The sequence below is a fragment of the Streptomyces boluensis genome (assembly GCF_009908195.1).
Lineage (GTDB): Bacteria > Actinomycetota > Actinomycetes > Streptomycetales > Streptomycetaceae > Streptomyces > Streptomyces boluensis.
On record NZ_JAAAHS010000150.1, the window covers coordinates 1 to 16,286 of the forward strand.

Genomic DNA, 16,286 nt, shown 5'->3' on the forward strand with positions numbered 1-16,286 from the left:
GGGTGGGGCTCAGGCGTCCACGGAGAGCCGCCGGCGCAGCAGACCGGCGAGAGCGTCCGCGAACTCGACCGGCTCGACGGGAAGGGTCACCGCGGCGTCCGCGCGGCTCCAGGTGGCCAGCCAGGCGTCCTGCGGGCGGCCCATGAGCAGCAGCACCGGCGGGGCGTGGAAGACCTCGTCCTTGATCTGCCGGCACACGCCCATGCCGCCCGAGGGCACGGCCTCGCCGTCCAGGACGCAGACGTCGATGCCGCCGCTGTCCAACTCCTTGAGGACCGCGGCCTGGGTGGCGCACTCGACGAACTCCACCCGGGGGACGTCCGTGGCCGGCCTGCGACCCGTCGCCAACCGCACTTGCTCACGGGTGTTCGCGTTGTCGCTGTAGACCAGGACCCTGGCGGTCGACTGCATGGTTGCTCCGCTTCGTCGAGGTGCGTTGGCTCGGCCGATCGCTCGGTTCCGATGCGCGGGATGCTACTCCGTCCAACACCCTGTCAACACCGGTACGGACAGGCCTTCGATGGGCCATCCGGGCTGGACATGAGGTGGGAACACTCCGAACGGCACCCCCCGGAGTGAGGGCGGGATAAGGGACCGACATAATGTCGGTCGTGGCGACAGCAATGACAGTAGACAAGGGGCACGCGCACCCGTCGGTCAACCGACCGAACCTCACCAGCGTCGGAACCATCATCTGGTTGAGTTCCGAGCTGATGTTCTTCGCAGCCCTCTTCGCGATGTACTTCACCCTGCGTTCGGTTACGGGTGCCGAACACTGGAAGGAAATGGCCTCGGCCCTGAACTTCCCGTTCTCGGCGACGAACACCACGATCCTGGTGCTCTCTTCGCTCACCTGCCAGCTCGGCGTCTTCGCCGCGGAGCGCGGTGATGTGAAGAAGCTCCGATCTTGGTTCATCTTGACCTTCATCATGGGCGCGATCTTCATCGGCGGTCAGGTCTTCGAGTACACCGAGCTGGTCAAGCACGAGGGCCTTTCGCTCTCGTCCGACCCGTACGGCTCGGTGTTCTACCTCACCACCGGCTTCCATGGACTGCACGTGACGGGCGGTCTGATCGCCTTCCTGCTGGTTCTTGGCAGGACGTACGCGGCCAAGAGGTTCACTCACGAGCAGGCAACCTCCGCCATCGTCGTGTCCTACTACTGGCACTTCGTCGATGTCGTCTGGATCGGCCTCTTCGCCACGATCTACATGATCAAGTAACCGGGACCGGGGGACTCGCTACCAGGCGGCCCCGCATCCCGACCACATTCCAGAAGCATCGACGCAGAAGATCCTGACACCGGGGTAATCCGTGAAAAAGCTCTCCGCACGACGACGCCATCCGCTGGCGGCGGTCGTCGTCCTACTCCTCGCGCTGGCGGCCACCGGGGGGCTGTACGCCGCGTTCGCACCCGCGGACAAGGCGCAGGCCGAAGAAACCGCCCAGTCCCTCGCCATCGACGAGGGCAAGAAGCTCTACGCCGTCGGCTGCGCCAGCTGCCACGGCACCGGCGGTCAGGGAAGCCCCGACGGGCCGAGCCTCGTCGGTGTCGGTGCCGCAGCGGTGGACTTCCAGGTCGCGACCGGCCGGATGCCGGCCCAGCAGCCCGGCGCCCAGGTGCCGAAGAAGAAGAACATCTACAACAACGACCAGATCAAGCAGCTGGCGGCGTACGTCGCTTCGCTGGGTGCCGGTCCGGTCGTGCCTACCGACAATCAGTACAACCCTGAGGGTGCCGACATCGGTAAGGGTGGCGAACTGTTCCGCAGCAACTGCGCGCAGTGCCACAACTTCACCGGTGAAGGTGGTGCCCTGACCCACGGCAAGTACGCGCCGAGCCTCGAAGGGGTCTCGCCGAAGCACATCTACGAGGCCATGCAGACCGGCCCGCAGAACATGCCGTCCTTCCCCGACACGACGATGCCGGAGAAGGAGAAGAAGGACATCATCGCTTACCTTGACGCGGTCAACGGTGAGAAGACCGCCAGCCAGGGCGGGCTCAAGCTGGGTGGCCTCGGCCCCGTCAGTGAAGGTCTGTTCGCCTGGATCTTCGGTCTCGGTGCGCTGATCGCAGTCGCCGTCTGGGTAGCCGCTCGGACCGCAAAGGCCAAGAAGTCATGAGTAGCCAAGACATTCCAGAAGAGAACCTGCCGAGCGAGCAGGACGCTGCCGGGCACACCCTCGTGAAGGGCGCGGACGATCCGTTCGCCGACCCGGGTATGCCCCCGCACGAGCACCGGATCCAGGACATCGACGAGAAGGCCGCCCGGCGGTCCGAGCGTTCGGTGGCCCTGCTGTTCACGATCTCGATGCTCGCCACGATCGGCTTCATCGCCTCGTACGTGGCCTTCCCGGTCGACAAGATCGTCTACATCTGGCCGATCGGGCACATCAGCGCGCTGAACTTCGCCCTGGGTGTCACCCTCGGCATCGCGCTGTTCTGCATCGGCGCGGGCGCGGTCCACTGGGCCCGCACCCTGATGTCGGACGTGGAGATCGCCGACGAGCGGCACGCCATCTCGGCCGAGCCCGAGGTCAAGGCCAAGGTCATGGCCGACTTCGCGGCCGGTGCCGAGGAGTCCGGCTTCGGCCGGCGCAAGCTCATCCGCAACACGATGTTCGGCGCCATGGCCCTCGTGCCGCTCTCCGGCGTCATCCTCCTGCGCGACCTGGGCCCGCTCCCCGAGGACAAGCTGCGGCACACGCGCTGGTCCAAGGGCAAGATGCTCGTGAACATGAACACGCACGAGCCGCTCCGCCCCTCGGACGTCTCGGTGGGTTCGCTGACCTTCGTCATGCCCGAGGGCATGACGGAGCACGACCACGACTTCCAGACCGAGATCGCCAAGGCCGCCCTGATGATCGTCCGGATTCAGCCGGACGACATCAAGGACAAGCGCGAGCTCGAGTGGTCGCACGAGGGCATCGTGGCGTACTCGAAGATCTGCACCCACGTGGGCTGCCCGATCTCTCTGTACGAGCAGCAGACGCACCACGTCCTCTGCCCGTGCCACCAGTCCACCTTCGACCTCTCCGACGGTGCCCGAGTGATCTTCGGCCCGGCCGGTCACGCCCTGCCGCAGCTGCGCATCGGTGTGAACGAGGAGGGCTACCTCGAGGCGCTCGGCGACTTCGAAGAGCCCGTCGGTCCTGCCTTCTGGGAGCGCGGATGAGCACCACTACAGAGAACAAGAAGGCACCGGCCGGCGAGCGCGTGGCCGACTGGGCCGACGGCCGGCTGGGGATCTACTCCCTGGCCAAGGCCAACATGCGGAAGATCTTCCCGGACCACTGGTCCTTCATGCTGGGCGAGATCTGCCTCTACAGCTTCATCATCATCATCCTCACGGGTGTGTACCTGACGCTGTTCTTCCACCCGTCGATGAACGAGGTGGAGTACGCGGGCCCGTATGTGCCGCTGCAGGGTCAGTTGATGTCCGAGGCCTTCAACTCGACGATGCACATCAGCTTCGAGGTCCGCGGTGGCTTGCTTATAAGGCAGATCCACCACTGGGCGGCGCTGATCTTCGTCGCGGCGATGCTCGTGCACATGATGCGCGTGTTCTTCACGGGCGCGTTCCGCAAGCCGCGTGAGGTCAACTGGCTGTTCGGCTTCCTGCTGCTCGTGCTCGGCATGTTCACCGGCTTCACCGGTTACTCGCTCCCGGACGACCTGCTCTCCGGTACGGGTGTGCGCTTCATGCAGGGCGCCGTGCTGTCCGTGCCGGTCGTCGGCACGTACCTGTCGATGTTCCTGTTCGGCGGTGAGTTCCCGGGCGGCGACTTCGTGGCCCGGTTCTACTCGGTGCACATCCTGCTGCTGCCCGGCATCATGATGGGCCTGCTCGTGGCCCACCTGATCCTGGTCTTCTACCACAAGCACACGCAGTTCGCGGGCCCCGGCAAGACCAACAAGAACGTGGTCGGCATGCCGCTGCTCCCGGTCTACATGGCCAAGGCCGGCGGCTTCTTCTTCCTGGTCTTCGGTGTCATCGCGGTGGTCTCGGCGATCGCCTCGATCAACCCGATCTGGGCCATCGGCCCGTACCGCCCGGACCAGGTGTCCACCGGTGCGCAGCCCGACTGGTACATGGGCTTCTCCGAAGGCCTGATCCGTGTCATGCCCGGCTGGGAGGTCAACGCCTGGGGCCACACGCTCGTCCTGGGTGTGTTCGTCCCGCTGATGATCTTCCCGCTGGTCCTGGCGGCGATCGCGGTCTACCCGTTCATCGAGTCCTGGGTCACCGGGGACAAGCGCGAGCACCACATCCTGGACCGCCCGCGCAACGCCCCGACCCGTACGGCCTTCGGTGTCGCCTGGCTCACCTGGTACTTCGTACTGCTCGTGGGTGGTGGAAACGACCTCTGGGCGACGCACTTCCACCTGTCGATCAACTCGATCACCTGGTTCGTCCGCATCGCGTTCTTCGTGGGCCCGATCATCGCGTTCGTCGTCACGAAGCGGATCTGCCTGGGTCTGCAGCGCCGCGACAAGGACAAGGTGCTGCACGGGCGCGAGTCCGGCATCATCAAGCGGCTGCCGCACGGCGAGTTCGTCGAGGTGCACGAGCCGCTCAGCCAGGAGCAGCTGCACACGCTCACCGCGCACGACCAGTACAAGCCGCTCGAACTCGGCCCCGAGGTCGACGAGAACGGTGTGGCGCGCAAGGTGTCGCGCTCGCAGAAGCTGCGGGCCAAGCTCTCCAAGGGCTACTACGGGGGCGACAACCAGATCCCCAAGCCCACGGCGGACGAGTACAAGGAGATCACCAGCGGCCACGGCCACCACTGATCCCCGTCAGCAGTAGCTGAACGCCACGGCTCGAGCCCCGTCCAATCGTCGGACGGGGCTCTTTGCCGTCCCGGGCCTTGGCTAGGCTGAGGCCCACCACCTTTTGTACGTACGAGACCAGGAGTAGCCATGAGCAGCGCTACGACCCCCGCTGGAGGCGACCACGCGGCGGGCCGTACCTGGCCCGACGTACTGAACGGACTGCTCGACGGGCGTGACCAGAGCGCGGACGACACCGCCTGGGCGATGGACCGCATCATGCGGGGCGAGGCCACCGACGCGCAGATCGCCGGGTTCGCGGTGGCGCTGCGGGCCAAGGGCGAGACGGTGGAGGAGATCTCCGGGCTCGTCCGGGCCATGTACGAGCACGCCAACACCATCGAGGTGCCGGGGCCCAGCGTCGACATCGTCGGCACGGGCGGGGACGGTGCCAAGACCGTCAACATCTCCACCATGTCCGCGATCGTGGTGGCCGGTACGGGCGCCAAGGTCGTCAAGCACGGCAACCGGGCCGCGTCCAGTGCGAGCGGGGCTTCCGACGTGCTTGAGAAGCTCGGGGTCAACCTGCAGCTCACGCCGCAGCGGGTCGTCGAGGTCGCCGCCGAGGCGGGCATCACGTTCTGCTTCGCCGTGAAGTTCCACCCCGCGCTTCGCCATGTGGCCGCCGCGCGCAAGGAGTTGGGGATCCGGACCACCTTCAACTTCCTCGGCCCGCTGACCAACCCGGCGCGGGTACGGGCCCAGGCCACCGGGGTCGCCGACGCCCGGATGGCGCCCATCGTGGCCGGCGTGCTTGCCCAACGCGGCTCCAGCGCCCTGGTGTTCCGCGGCGATGACGGCCTGGACGAGCTCACCACGACCGCCACCTCGCGGGTGTGGGTGGTCCGGGACGGGGCTGTGCGCGAGGAGGCCTTCGACCCTCGGGACGTCGGCATCGACCTCGTGCCCGTGGAGGCGCTGCGTGGCGCGGACGCGTCGTACAACGCCGATGTGGCGCGGCGGCTGCTCGGCGGCGAGACCGGGCCCGTACGGGACGCGGTGCTGCTGAACGCGGCGGCGGCCCTGGTGGCGCTCGAACCGACCGACGCGCCGCTCGTCGAGCAGATCCGCGCCGGTATGGCGAAGGCCGCCGAGTCCATCGACTCGGGGCGCGCCAGGGAGGCGCTCGACCGCTGGGTGGCGGCCAGCAACGCCTGAGCCGGGAGAAGGCCCGAAGCGGTGTGACGCGAGGCGCAGTCCGGATTCTGGACTGCGCCTTGCGCGTGCCCGAAGTTCTGGCAAGATGCTCGTCAGGTCATGAGTGACAGCGATCTAGGCCCCGGCCCGCTGTCCGGCAACCCTCCGTCCGTGGCGGGGTGCCCCGGGTGAAGACCAGGCCGCAGGCAACAAGGTCTGCGGCAAGCGCGGACCCCTGCATACCCTGGGGTCCTGGTCCTCAAGGGAGCAGTCTCGTGAGCAAGCGAATGCGATAGGGCGCTCTGCCCCTCTCCGCGTACCAATTTTTTTCTCTCACTTCTCCCGCGCTGTCGACGCCTGTGGTTTGCGTTTTTCCAGGTGTCCGGTCGCGGTGAATTCGCCTGCCTCTTACGGGAGTTCGCCATGTCTGTCGCCACCTCCACCACCGACCAGTCCCTCTGTGCCCCGCTGCCCGTCCTCGGCCGGGACGTCACCGTCCCCCTGGTGACCGGCGGCGAAGTCAGCTACGCGGCCCTCGACTACGCGGCCAGCGCGCCCGCGCTCCAGCGGGTCTGGGACGACGTGGCCGCGTACGCGCCGTACTACGGCAGCGTGCACCGCGGTGCCGGGTACCTCTCGCAGCTCTCCACCGACCTTTTCGAGAACGCCCGCCGCACCGTCGAGGAGTTCCTCGACTGCCGCGCGGACGACCAGGTGGTGTTCACCCGGTCCACCACCGACTCCCTGAACCTGCTCGCCTCGACGCTGCCGGCCGACTGCCAGGTCTTCGTCTACGAGACCGAGCACCACGCCTCGCTGCTGCCGTGGCGGGACGCGCGGGTGACCTACCTGAACGCGCCGCGTACGCCCGGCGAGGCCGTCGCCACGCTGGAGCGCGCGCTCGCCGAGCGTGACCCCTACGGTCCTGCCCTTGTGTGTGTCACCGGTGCCTCGAACGTGACCGGTGAGCTGTGGCCGGTGAAGGAACTCGCCGCCGCCGCGCACGCGCACGGCGCCCGGATCGTCCTCGACGCCGCGCAGCTCGCGCCCCACCACCCCGTCTCCGTACAGGAGTTGGACGTCGACTGGGTGGCGTTCTCCGGGCACAAGCTGTACGCGCCGTTCGGCTCCGGTGTGCTTGCCGGGCGGGCCGACTGGCTGCAGGAGGCCGAGCCGTACCTCGCGGGCGGCGGAGCGTCGAAGGCTGTGGCCCGGCGCGCGGACGGCGGGGTCGACGTGGAGTGGCACACCACCGCCGCGCGGCACGAGGCCGGTTCGCCGAACGTGATCGGCGCGTACTCCATCGCCTCCGCCTGCAAGGCGCTCACCGAGGCCGGGTTCGAGTCGCTCGTGGCCCGTGAGCAGGAGCTGATCGCCCGCGTGCAGGGCGGGCTCGCCGAGGTGCCCGAGGTCAAGGTGCTCTCGCTGTTCGGTGACGACGCGCCGCGCGTCGGCGTCATCTCCTTCGTGGTCGAGGGCTGGAACAGCTCGCACTTCGCCGCCGCGCTCTCCGCTGAGTACGGGATCGGCGTACGGGACGGGCTGTTCTGCGCCCACCCGCTGGTGCGGACCCTGCTCGGGAGCGACCCGCAGGACCAGGGCGAGTGCGGGGCCCCCGAGGGCGCGCCCGGCGAGAAGTCGCTGAACGCGATCCGGGTGAGTTTTGGGGCGGGGACGCCCGATGAGCATGTTGAGCGGTTCGTTCGGGCTGTGCGGGAGCTTGTTCGGGAAGGGGCTCGGTGGGCGTACCGGACTGAGGGTGGGCGTTGTGTTCCCGACACGGGTTCGGCGGCTTCCTGAGCTTGCGGGTTGGGTCGGGCGCCGTACCTGGGGGCTGCGCCCCCGGCCCCCGCTCCCATCGGCCTGCGGCCTCGTCCTCAAGCGCCGGACGGGCTGATGTTTGACCGCGGCCTCAAGCGCCGGACGGGCTGAGACTGGCCGGGGCGGGCTGAGAGATGCGGGGCGTACGGGCTGATATTTGGCCGCGGCCTCAAGCGCCGGACGGGCTGAGTTCGGTGAGTTGTGTGCCCAACAGCACCATCCGCAACGCCCGTTCCGTCGCGTCCGTCAGGAATTCCGCGCCCCTGCCCAGCGCCTCCGGCAGGGTCACCGGGGCCGGGAGGATCGAGCTGTAGGCGTCCACCCCGGTGGCGTGGACCTGGTGGGCGCCCTCGCCGATCGTGCCCGCGAGGGCCAGTACCGGGCGGCCGTACTGCTTGGCGCGGCGGGCGACCTCGGCCGGGACCTTGCCGCGCGGGGTCTGGTGGTCGAGGGCGCCCTCGGCGGTGACGACCAGGTCGGCGCGGGCCAGGCGGGCGTCCAGGTCCAGGTGGTCCAGGAGCACGTCGAAGCGGGGCAGGAGCCGGGCGCCGAGTGCGGCCAGGCCCGCGCCGAGGCCGCCGGACGCGCCGGTGCCGGGGCCCTCGCGCAGGCCGGAGACGGCCAGGTCACGCTCCAGTACGTACGCCCAGCGGTCCAGGCCCGCCGACAGTTCCTCCACCTGCTCGGGGGTGGCGCCCTTCTGCGGGCCGAAGACGCGGGCGACGCCGCGCTCGCCGCACAGCACGTTGAACGGGTTGCAGGCGACCTGGAGTTCCACGTCCTTGAGGCGCGGGTCGAGACCGGTCGTGTCGATGCGGTCGAGGCGGTGCAACTCCCGGCCGCCGCGCGGGAGTTCGTACCCCCGTTCGGTGAGCAGCCGGGCGCCGAGGGCCTGCAGCGCGCCCGCTCCGCCGTCCGACGTACCGGAGTCCCCGCAGCCGACGAGGATGCGGCGCACGCCCGTGTCGAGGGCGGCGCGGATGAGTTCGCCGACGCCGTACGTGGTGGTGGCGCCCGGGTCGCGCAGGGTGCGCGGGACGAGGGAGAGGCCGGCGACCGCGGCCATCTCGACGACCGCCGTGTCCCGGTCGATGAGCGCGAAGTGGGTGCCCACCCGCTCGCCGACCGGGCCCGTGGCGGGCAGGGCGACCAGGCGGCCGCCGGTGGCCGCGGCGAGCGCGGCCGCGGTGCCCTCGCCGCCGTCGACCAGCGGGATCAGGTCGACCTCGGCGTCCGGCACGACACGGCGCACACCGGCGGCGATGGCCTCGGCGGCGGCCTGCGCGGACAGGGACTCCTTGAAGCCGCTGGGGGCTACGGCGAAACGGGTCAGCATGTCGTTCAACTCCTGGAAAAGTGCGTTGAGTTCAGGGGTTCAGGACCGGTACGCCGAGGAGCGGCCAGACCGTGAGCGTGAACAGCAGGACGAGCGCCGCCGTCGCCGGGGCCAGGACGGCCGAGAGGCGCAGCAGGTCACGCGGGGTGTAGGTGGGGGTGCCCGGCAGGTCGGCGAAGAGAGTCACGGGCTTGGCCGACGCGGGCAGGGTGTGGCAGAAGCCCGCGGCCGCCGTGGAGGCGAGCGCGGCGGCGACCGGGTTGACGCCCGCGCCCACCGCGGCCGCCACGACCAGCGGGACCAGGACGGACGAACGGGCCGAGCGGGACTGCAGGAGTAGATGGGCCGCGGTGCTGAGCACGATGACAGCGGTCAGGAACAGCCACGGAGGCACCGCCACCGGCAGCCCCGACACCAGCCACTTCGCCGCGCCCGAGTCGGCGAGTGCCACACCCATCGCCATCGTCGCGGCCATGAACAGCAGCAGCGCCCAGGGCACGGTCTTCAGGGCGTCCTTGAGGCGTACGGTGCCGAGCGCGGGGGAGGACGCGACGACCGCGCCGATCAACGCGACCACGGCGGGCGGGACTTGGTGCAGCGGCTCGCTGCACCACAGCGCGACGACCGTGGCGAGGAGCAGCGCGCAGCGCGCCTCGGCGGCGGAGAGCGGGCCGGTGACGGGCTGCTCGCTGTGCTCCTGGATCTGCTCGGCGGTGATATGGACGGGGCCGCGCCGGTCCGCGCGCCGCGTGGTCGTCAACAGGACTGTTTCCGCGGCCAGATGGGACGAGGCGACGGCGAGCGGCAGGCCAAGCAGCAGCCACTGGGTGAAGCCGATGCGCTCGCCGGTGGCCTCCCAGAGGACCGACACGGTGATCAGATGCGCGCCCGCGCCGATCAGCGTCGCGACCGCCGAAAGCAGGATCACGGTCGGGAACAGCAGCGCCAGCATCACGACCAGGCGCTTGCGGTCGGCCAGGACCTTCGCGAGGGCCAGGAAGACGGGGAGCGCGAGGGCCGCACGCCCGGACGTGGCCGGCACGGCGAAGGCCGTCACCACCAGCGCGGCGGTGGTGAGGTGCGTCAACTGCCGTACGCTGCGGGCGCCCGAGACCAAGAAGGCCGCCGCCCGCCCCGCGAGCCCCGTACGTGCCACGGCCGCGGCGAGCACGAACGCGCAGATGAGCAGCCACACCGTCTCGTCACCGAGGGTGCCGAACAGGGTGTCGCTGCTGATCACCCCGGTCGCGGTGAGGGCGAGTCCGGCGCCGAGCGCGATGTACGTGTCGTCGATCGGCGTACCGATCCACGCGCAGGTCGCGAGCGCGAACACGGCGAGGGTGAGGCGGGCGTCGCCGCTCAGGCCGGGGAAGTTGCCGGGGACCATGAGCAGGGCGCACAGGGAGAGCGCTATGCAGAGGGTCACCGACTGGCGGAGATTCAGGGTCACGTACAGCAGCCTGTCGAGCCGCCGTGATTCCTCTATGAGCCCTGGATGAAAGGAAGTTCACCCCGGCGCCGCCCCGACCGGCTACGTCACGTTCCCCGGCAGCCGGTACCCCATCCCGCGCACCGTCTCGACCCGCTCCGCGCCCAGCTTCTTGCGCAGCGCGCGTACGTACACGTCCACGATGTTGGAGCCCGGGTCGAAGTCGTAGCCCCACACGTGGGACAGGATCTGCTCGCGGGCGAGTACCTGGCCGGGGTGGCGCAGGAAGAGTTCGAGGAGCACGAACTCGCGGGCCGTGAGGTCCACCGTCCGCGTCCCCGAACGCGCCCTGCGGGTACGCAGGTCCAGGCTCAGCTCGCCGCTGCGCAACACCGTCACCTCGGGCGCGCGGGCCGCGGTGCGCAGGCGCAGCCGTACCCGCGCGAGCAGCTCCTCGAAGCGGAACGGTTTGGTCATCCAGTCGTCGGCGCCGCCTTCGAGGCCCGCCACGGTGTCCCGTACGGAGTCGCGCGCGGTCAGCACGATGACGGGGACCGTGACGCGGGCCTCGCGCAACTGCCGAAGCACCGTGAAGCCGTCCCGGCCGGGCAGTCCGATGTCCAGGACGACCAGGTCGAAGCCGCCGGTGAGCGCGTAGTCGTAGGCCGCGTCGCCGTCGCCGACCACGGTGGTCGTGAAGCCGTTGGCGCGCAGGCCCTTCTCGACGAACGAGGCGATGCGCTCCTCGTCCTCGACGATGAGTATCCGGTTCACCGGTCTTCCTCCAGCGGCAGATCGAGTACGAAGGTGGCTCCCGCGGACGTGCCGCTCTTGGTGGGTTCCAGGCGTACGCCGCCCCGGTGGCCCTCCGCGATCGCGCGCACGATGGACAGGCCGAGCCCGGCCCCGGTCGTCCGGGTGCCCCGGCGGGCCGTGCCGCGCCGGAACCGCTCGAAGATCACCTCGGCGTCCTGCGGCTGCACTCCGGGGCCCGAGTCGGCGACGTACAGCTCGACCCGGCGGCCGGTCAGGCGGGAGCCGATGCGGATGGTCTGTCCCGCGGTGGTGTGCTGGACCGCGTTCTGGGCCAGCTGGACCATCGCCTGGGTGACCCGCTGCTCGTCCAACTCGGCCTCGCCGTCGGCCACTTCGGGCAACTGCCAGTTGCGCTCGCCCAGCGTGCGGGCCTTCACGAAGACATCGGCGGTCAGCTCGGCGAGCTGGACCGGGGCGGGGGTCACGAAGTCGGGGCGCTCGGTCTTGGCGAGCAGCAGCAGGTCCTCGACGATCCGGCTCATCCGGTCCAGCTCGTCGGTGACCAGGCGCACGGTCTCCTCGCGCTCCGCCGGATCGTCGCCCATCAGCTCCAGGTGGCCGCGGACGATGGTGATGGGGGTGCGCAGCTCGTGGCCCGCGTCGTCGACGAACTCGCGCTGCGCGGCGAAGGCCCGCTCCAGGCGGTCCAGCATCGCGTTGAACGTCTCGGCGAGCGCCGCCACGTCGTCGCGGCCCTGCACCGGGATGCGCCGGGTCAGGTCCTGCTCGGTGAGCTGGGCGGCGGCGGTGCGGACCAGGCGTACCGGCTTGAGGATGCGGCCCGCGACGGCCCAGCCGATGCCGGTCGTCATCAGGAGGGCGACCCCGGAGATCGCCAGCATGATGCGGAACACCTCGTTCACACGGTCGAGTTCGCGCTCGGGGTGAAAGGCCACGACGAACGCCGCGTCCGGTTCACCGCCGTACGGGGCGACGCTCACCTTGGCCCAGCGGATCTCGCCCTCGGGGCGGTGCAGGGTGCCGGTGGCCGCGTCGGCGGCGAAGATCGCGCGGCGCGCGGCGGGGTCCTGGTGCAGTGGCCGTTGGACCGGGATCTCGCGCTGCTGCACCTGCTGGGCGGGGGAGCGGCCGTCCCGGCCGACCAGGCCGAGGAGCTCCTCGTCGGTGTCGGCGTACTGCCGTTCAAGGAAGACCCGGATGAGCCGGCCGGGGTCGGTGAACCTGCGGCCCGTCTCCGGATCGACGCCCTGCGCCTCGAAGTTGGTGAACTCGCTGGTCTCCTGCGCGAGCAGTCGGGAGATGCGGTGGTCCACGTCGCGCACCAGGATCGAGCGGGTGGTCATGGCGACCGCGGCCAGGGCCACGGCCATCACGACGAGCAGCCAGAGCAGGATCCGCACCCGCGCCGATATCCACCGCGCGGGTGCGGGCTCAGCCGTCGTCACCGTCTCCGGTCCCGCGCTCGCCCCGGTCGTCGTCACCCTTGTCGTCGGCGTCATCGTCGTCGCCGGACGGGTCGTCGCTCACCGGCGGCCGGGACACCACTTCGTCGCTCGGCGTCGTCTCGGGCGACGCCGAACCGGGGCCCGAAGGCGTCGGCGAGCCGCTGTCCAGCTCCACCTTGGGCGGCACCTTCGGGGACTGAGGGCTGTCGGTGAGGGCGTAGCTGGTGGCCGCGATGCCGAGGGGTATCGCGACGACGGCGGCGAGGGCCGCCATGCGGTGGGAGAAGGCCATGCGCCGAGCGTGCGGTACGTGGGGCGGTGCCAGGATGAGCGGCGGATGAAGAAGTCCTCATCCGGCGCCGCCCAGGTGGAACACCGCTCAGGAGTCGAGGCCGATCGCGAACGCGGCCTCCAGGTCATGCTGCGAGTACGTACGGAACGCCACGTGGGTGTCCGTGCCCTCGACGCCCGGGATCTTGCTGATCCGGCCGGGGATCACGTCCGCCAGGTCGTCGTGGCGGGCCACCCGGACCATGGCGATCAGGTCGTACGTACCGGTCACCGAGAAGACCTCGCTGACGCTGTCGAGCGCGGCGATCGACTCGGCGATCTCCGGGATCCGGTCCACGCTGGTCTTGATGAGCACGATCGCGGTGATCACGGCTGACTGTCTCCCTCGGTGGCCGACGCTGTGGGCCCCCAGCCTAGAGCCTGTCCGGCGGAGCTCGCCGCGCTCGTCCGGCCGGGCCTCAGCCTCGGCCGGCCGCCGCCCGATCCGCCGGACAGGCCCTGGCCGTACGCAGGTAGCGCACCCACGCGTAGGCGAAGCCGAGCGAGAACCCCACCAGGTGGGCCAGATACGCGACACCGGGGCCGCCCGACGCCCGCTGGGCGGCCAGCCACTGGAGCGCCACCCAGAACGGCAGCACGATCCACGCGGGAAAGCGCAGCGGCAGGAAGAAGAGGAAGGGCAGCAGGCTGGTGACCCGGGCCTTGGGGAACAGCCGCAGGAACGCCCCGAGCACCGCCGAGATCGCCCCGGAGGCCCCCACCAGAGTCGCCTGCGAGTCGGGGTTGGCGACCGCGTAGGCGCACAGGGCGAGGGCGCCGCAGCCCATGTAGAAGAGGGCGAACTGCACGTGTCCCATGCGTTCTTCGACCATTCCGCCGAAGACGCACAGGAACAGCATGTTGCCGAGCAGATGCAGCCAGCTGCCGTGCACGAACAGCGCGGTGAACGGGGTGAGCGCGGCCCGCGGCGAGCCGGTGAGCAGCTCGGCCGGGATCACGCCCCAGCGCTGGAAGTACGCGCGCTGGGCGGCGATCAGCTGGTCGCCGGTGCCGAAGGCGGGGTTCAGGCCGGAGGAGGGGGAGAGCACGAACACCGCGCAGCAGAGCGCGACCAGGGAGTACGTCACGACCGGGCCGTGCCCGAGGAGCAGTTCCTTGAGGACCCGCGCCGCCGGGGCGACCCCGTTGTCCCCGTCGTCCCTGTTGCCCCTGCCGTCCCTGTTGTCCTTCGACGATTCCCGGCTCCCGGCCGCATTCCTGTCCGGTTCACCGGCCGTACCCCGCTCAGCGATCATGGACAGATCCTGACGTAACGGGCGTCAACCGCATAGACCGCCTCGCCGGGCCGGTGTCCGGGCCGGTGCCCGGGGCCGTCCCCGTGGCCCCTCGGCAGGCCGTAGGGTTAACAGGGAGTGCTTCCACCGCACGACCATCGAACGACCGCCGCACGACCTCCGCAGTACCGAGGAAAGGCCCACAAGCGCGATGACGGTTCCGCTGCCGACCGACACCACCCGCTGGCGCTGCACGCTGTGCGGCAACCTCACGCGTTTCGATGTCACGCGGTCGTCGAAGGTGGTGGAGTACGTCCATCTCGACCTGGCCGGTGAGCCCAAGGTGGAGGAACGCGAGGTGGTCAGTGAGACCATCGAGTCGGTCCGCTGCCGCTGGTGCAACGCGGTGGACCAGATCGAGTTGGTGGACAGGCCGGGCGCGGAATCCTGAGGGGTCCCGCCCGCACAGCTAGTGGGGTGACGGATGGTGGAGGCAGGTGAGCGGGGCACCGGTGCCGAGTCGGCCGACGTGCCCGAAGGCTCCGCCGAGACGCTCGACCGTCCGCTGCCCGAGGGCGTGCGCCGTCGCGTCATCGCGATCACCTCGGAGGGCTTCGGCGGTCTGACCGTCGGTGAACTCCCCGCCCAGCTCCGGCAGTACGCACGGTTCACTCCCACCCGGCGCCTGAAGTTCGCGGGCAACGCCATGGCGGCGGCCCTCGAGGGCGAGACCCTCTTCCGGCAGCGCATCGGCGAACGCCTCCGCGAGGCCCAGCCCGAACTCGCCGCCGCCCTCGACGCCGGTACCGCGCCCCCGGCCGCCGACCCGCTGGACGTGGCGGCCGCCGCGTACGTACTGCGCCCCGTCGGCTGGGTGAAGCTCGTGACCGCCGCGGGCGAGGAAGCGCAGCGCGCCGATGTCGAGCGGGCCGACGAGGAGACCCGCGCCGAGTTGGAGCGGCTGCGCCGCGAACTGGCCGAGACACGGGAGAAGTCGCGCTCCGAGCACGAGCGGCTGCGCACCGAACTCGACTCCGCGAAGCGGGAGGCCGAGGCGCTGCACCGCAAGCTGCGCGCGGCACTCAGTGACGTCAAGCGTGGTGAGGCCGCGCTGCGCAAGGCGGACGCCGAGAGCGAGGCGCTGCGGGCCGAGACCCACACCCAGCTCTCCGCCGCCGACAGCGAGACCCGCCGGCTCAAGTCCCGGCTCGGCGAGGCCGAGTCCGCCCTCGAGGCCAGCCGCAAGGCCGTGCGCGAGGGCCGCTCGGTGGAGGACATGCGGGTACGGCTGCTGCTCGACACCCTCGTCGAGGCGACCCAGGGGCTGCGCCGTGAACTCGCCCTGCCGCCGGTGTCGGTGCGCCCCGCCGAGACCGTGGACGCGGTCGAGCCCGGCCGGATGACGCCCAAGGACATCGCGGCCCGTGCCCTGTCCGAGAACGACCCGGCGATCCTGGACCAGCTCCTCGCGCTGCCCCAGGCGCACCTGGTCGTGGACGGGTACAACGTCACCAAGACCGGCTATCCGACGATGCCGCTCGAGAAGCAGCGGCTGCGGTTGCTGGGTTCGCTCTCCGGGCTCGCCGCGCAGACCGGGGCCGAGGTCACCTGTGTCTTCGACGGTGCGGAGCTGGCCGCTCCGGTGCTGCTCGCTCCGCCGCGGGGGGTGCGGGTGCTGTTCTCCAAGCCCGGGGTCACCGCGGACGAGCTGATCCGTCAACTGGTGCGTGCGGAGCCGTCCGGTCGGCCCGTCACCGTGGTCTCCACCGACCGTGAGGTGGCCGATGGGATCGCCAGGGCGGGGGCTCGGCCGGTGGCTTCGGCGGTGCTGTTGAAGCGGTTGTCTCGGGGCTAGGGCCTTTTTCTCCCCGCCCCGCCCCTTCCCGAAAGCCTGCGGCGCTTCGGGGGCCAGCCCAAACGCCGGAGGGGCTATCTATTAGCC

16 protein-coding genes and 1 riboswitch are annotated in these 16,286 nt (G+C 70.3%); of the genes, 8 read left to right on the forward strand and 8 right to left on the reverse strand.

Features of this window, described 5'->3' with window-relative positions; translation table 11 throughout:
- Positions 1-9: 9 nt before the first annotated feature.
- Positions 10-411, reverse strand: a complete 402-nt coding sequence (locus GUY60_RS19495) for a response regulator transcription factor (protein ID WP_161699587.1) — start codon at positions 409-411, stop codon at positions 10-12.
- Between the two features lie 191 nt (positions 412-602).
- On the opposite strand from GUY60_RS19495, the gene ctaE reads away from it, so the two are divergent.
- From ctaE to GUY60_RS19525, 6 genes are all read left to right on the forward strand, one after another.
- Entirely contained in the window at positions 603-1,223 is a 621-nt protein-coding gene (gene ctaE, locus GUY60_RS19500) for an aa3-type cytochrome oxidase subunit III (RefSeq protein ID WP_161699589.1), read from the forward strand.
- Between the two features lie 91 nt (positions 1,224-1,314).
- Positions 1,315-2,124: a cytochrome bc1 complex diheme cytochrome c subunit gene (gene qcrC, locus GUY60_RS19505; RefSeq protein ID WP_161699591.1), complete on the forward strand. Its 810-nt coding sequence runs from the start codon at positions 1,315-1,317 to the stop codon at positions 2,122-2,124.
- Positions 2,121-3,176 (forward strand): cytochrome bc1 complex Rieske iron-sulfur subunit, encoded by a 1,056-nt coding sequence (gene qcrA, locus GUY60_RS19510; RefSeq protein WP_161699593.1) that lies wholly within the window; start codon positions 2,121-2,123, stop codon positions 3,174-3,176. The genes qcrC and qcrA overlap by 4 nt, the downstream gene beginning before the upstream one ends.
- A complete protein-coding gene (gene qcrB / locus GUY60_RS19515) occupies positions 3,173-4,795 on the forward strand; it encodes a cytochrome bc1 complex cytochrome b subunit (RefSeq protein ID WP_161699594.1) in 1,623 nt (540 codons plus the stop codon). The genes qcrA and qcrB overlap by 4 nt, the downstream gene beginning before the upstream one ends.
- A 129-nt stretch (positions 4,796-4,924) precedes the next feature.
- Positions 4,925-5,992 (forward strand): anthranilate phosphoribosyltransferase, encoded by a 1,068-nt coding sequence (gene trpD / locus GUY60_RS19520; RefSeq protein ID WP_161699596.1) that lies wholly within the window; start codon positions 4,925-4,927, stop codon positions 5,990-5,992.
- Positions 5,993-6,087: 95 nt separating this feature from the next.
- Positions 6,088-6,205, forward strand: a riboswitch (SAM riboswitch).
- A 189-nt stretch (positions 6,206-6,394) separates the two neighbouring features.
- Positions 6,395-7,771: an aminotransferase class V-fold PLP-dependent enzyme gene (locus tag GUY60_RS19525; RefSeq protein ID WP_161699598.1), complete on the forward strand. Its 1,377-nt coding sequence runs from the start codon at positions 6,395-6,397 to the stop codon at positions 7,769-7,771.
- A gap of 190 nt (positions 7,772-7,961) precedes the next feature.
- On the opposite strand, the gene GUY60_RS19530 is transcribed toward GUY60_RS19525, so the two are convergent.
- From GUY60_RS19530 to GUY60_RS19560, 7 genes are all read right to left on the reverse strand, one after another.
- Positions 7,962-9,128, reverse strand: coding sequence for a glycerate kinase family protein (locus GUY60_RS19530; protein WP_161699600.1), 1,167 nt, complete (start codon positions 9,126-9,128; stop codon positions 7,962-7,964).
- Positions 9,129-9,159: 31 nt separating this feature from the next.
- A complete protein-coding gene (locus GUY60_RS19535; protein WP_187370079.1) occupies positions 9,160-10,578 on the reverse strand; it encodes an SLC13 family permease in 1,419 nt (472 codons plus the stop codon).
- Between the two features lie 81 nt (positions 10,579-10,659).
- Positions 10,660-11,331 carry a response regulator transcription factor gene (locus tag GUY60_RS19540; RefSeq protein ID WP_161699602.1) on the reverse strand — a complete coding sequence of 224 codons (672 nt, stop codon included), beginning with the start codon at positions 11,329-11,331 and terminating at the stop codon, positions 10,660-10,662.
- Complete coding sequence (locus GUY60_RS19545; protein WP_312866353.1) at positions 11,328-12,779, reverse strand: sensor histidine kinase; 1,452 nt, start codon at positions 12,777-12,779, stop codon at positions 11,328-11,330. Before GUY60_RS19545 ends, GUY60_RS19540 begins: the two co-directional genes overlap by 4 nt.
- Complete coding sequence (locus GUY60_RS19550) at positions 12,766-13,071, reverse strand: small secreted hydrophilic protein (RefSeq protein ID WP_161699604.1); 306 nt, start codon at positions 13,069-13,071, stop codon at positions 12,766-12,768. Before GUY60_RS19550 ends, GUY60_RS19545 begins: the two co-directional genes overlap by 14 nt.
- Before the next feature lie 87 nt (positions 13,072-13,158).
- Positions 13,159-13,440: an Lrp/AsnC family transcriptional regulator gene (locus GUY60_RS19555; protein WP_161699606.1), complete on the reverse strand. Its 282-nt coding sequence runs from the start codon at positions 13,438-13,440 to the stop codon at positions 13,159-13,161.
- Between the two features lie 88 nt (positions 13,441-13,528).
- Positions 13,529-14,365 carry a rhomboid family intramembrane serine protease gene (locus tag GUY60_RS19560; RefSeq protein ID WP_161699608.1) on the reverse strand — a complete coding sequence of 279 codons (837 nt, stop codon included), beginning with the start codon at positions 14,363-14,365 and terminating at the stop codon, positions 13,529-13,531.
- A gap of 190 nt (positions 14,366-14,555) precedes the next feature.
- Between GUY60_RS19560 and GUY60_RS19565 the strand changes: the two genes are divergently transcribed.
- Together GUY60_RS19565 and GUY60_RS19570 are read left to right on the forward strand one after the other, a co-directional pair.
- A complete protein-coding gene (locus tag GUY60_RS19565) occupies positions 14,556-14,795 on the forward strand; it encodes a hypothetical protein (protein ID WP_161699610.1) in 240 nt (79 codons plus the stop codon).
- A gap of 33 nt (positions 14,796-14,828) precedes the next feature.
- Positions 14,829-16,199 (forward strand): NYN domain-containing protein, encoded by a 1,371-nt coding sequence (locus GUY60_RS19570; RefSeq protein ID WP_161699612.1) that lies wholly within the window; start codon positions 14,829-14,831, stop codon positions 16,197-16,199.
- The last annotated feature ends 87 nt before the right edge of the window (positions 16,200-16,286 follow it).

Coding starts and splice junctions, on each gene's coding strand:
- qcrA (WP_161699593.1), top strand. CDS start 2,121: ATGAGTAGCCAAGACATTCCAGAAGAGAACCTGCCGAGCGAGCAGGAC.
- trpD (WP_161699596.1), top strand. CDS start 4,925: ATGAGCAGCGCTACGACCCCCGCTGGAGGCGACCACGCGGCGGGCCGT.
- GUY60_RS19565 (WP_161699610.1), top strand. CDS start 14,556: ATGACGGTTCCGCTGCCGACCGACACCACCCGCTGGCGCTGCACGCTG.
- GUY60_RS19495 (WP_161699587.1), bottom strand. CDS start 411: ATGCAGTCGACCGCCAGGGTCCTGGTCTACAGCGACAACGCGAACACC.
- GUY60_RS19570 (WP_161699612.1), top strand. CDS start 14,829: ATGGTGGAGGCAGGTGAGCGGGGCACCGGTGCCGAGTCGGCCGACGTG.
- GUY60_RS19530 (WP_161699600.1), bottom strand. CDS start 9,128: ATGCTGACCCGTTTCGCCGTAGCCCCCAGCGGCTTCAAGGAGTCCCTG.
- GUY60_RS19550 (WP_161699604.1), bottom strand. CDS start 13,071: ATGGCCTTCTCCCACCGCATGGCGGCCCTCGCCGCCGTCGTCGCGATA.
- qcrB (WP_161699594.1), top strand. CDS start 3,173: ATGAGCACCACTACAGAGAACAAGAAGGCACCGGCCGGCGAGCGCGTG.
- ctaE (WP_161699589.1), top strand. CDS start 603: ATGTCGGTCGTGGCGACAGCAATGACAGTAGACAAGGGGCACGCGCAC.
- GUY60_RS19560 (WP_161699608.1), bottom strand. CDS start 14,365: ATGATCGCTGAGCGGGGTACGGCCGGTGAACCGGACAGGAATGCGGCC.
- GUY60_RS19525 (WP_161699598.1), top strand. CDS start 6,395: ATGTCTGTCGCCACCTCCACCACCGACCAGTCCCTCTGTGCCCCGCTG.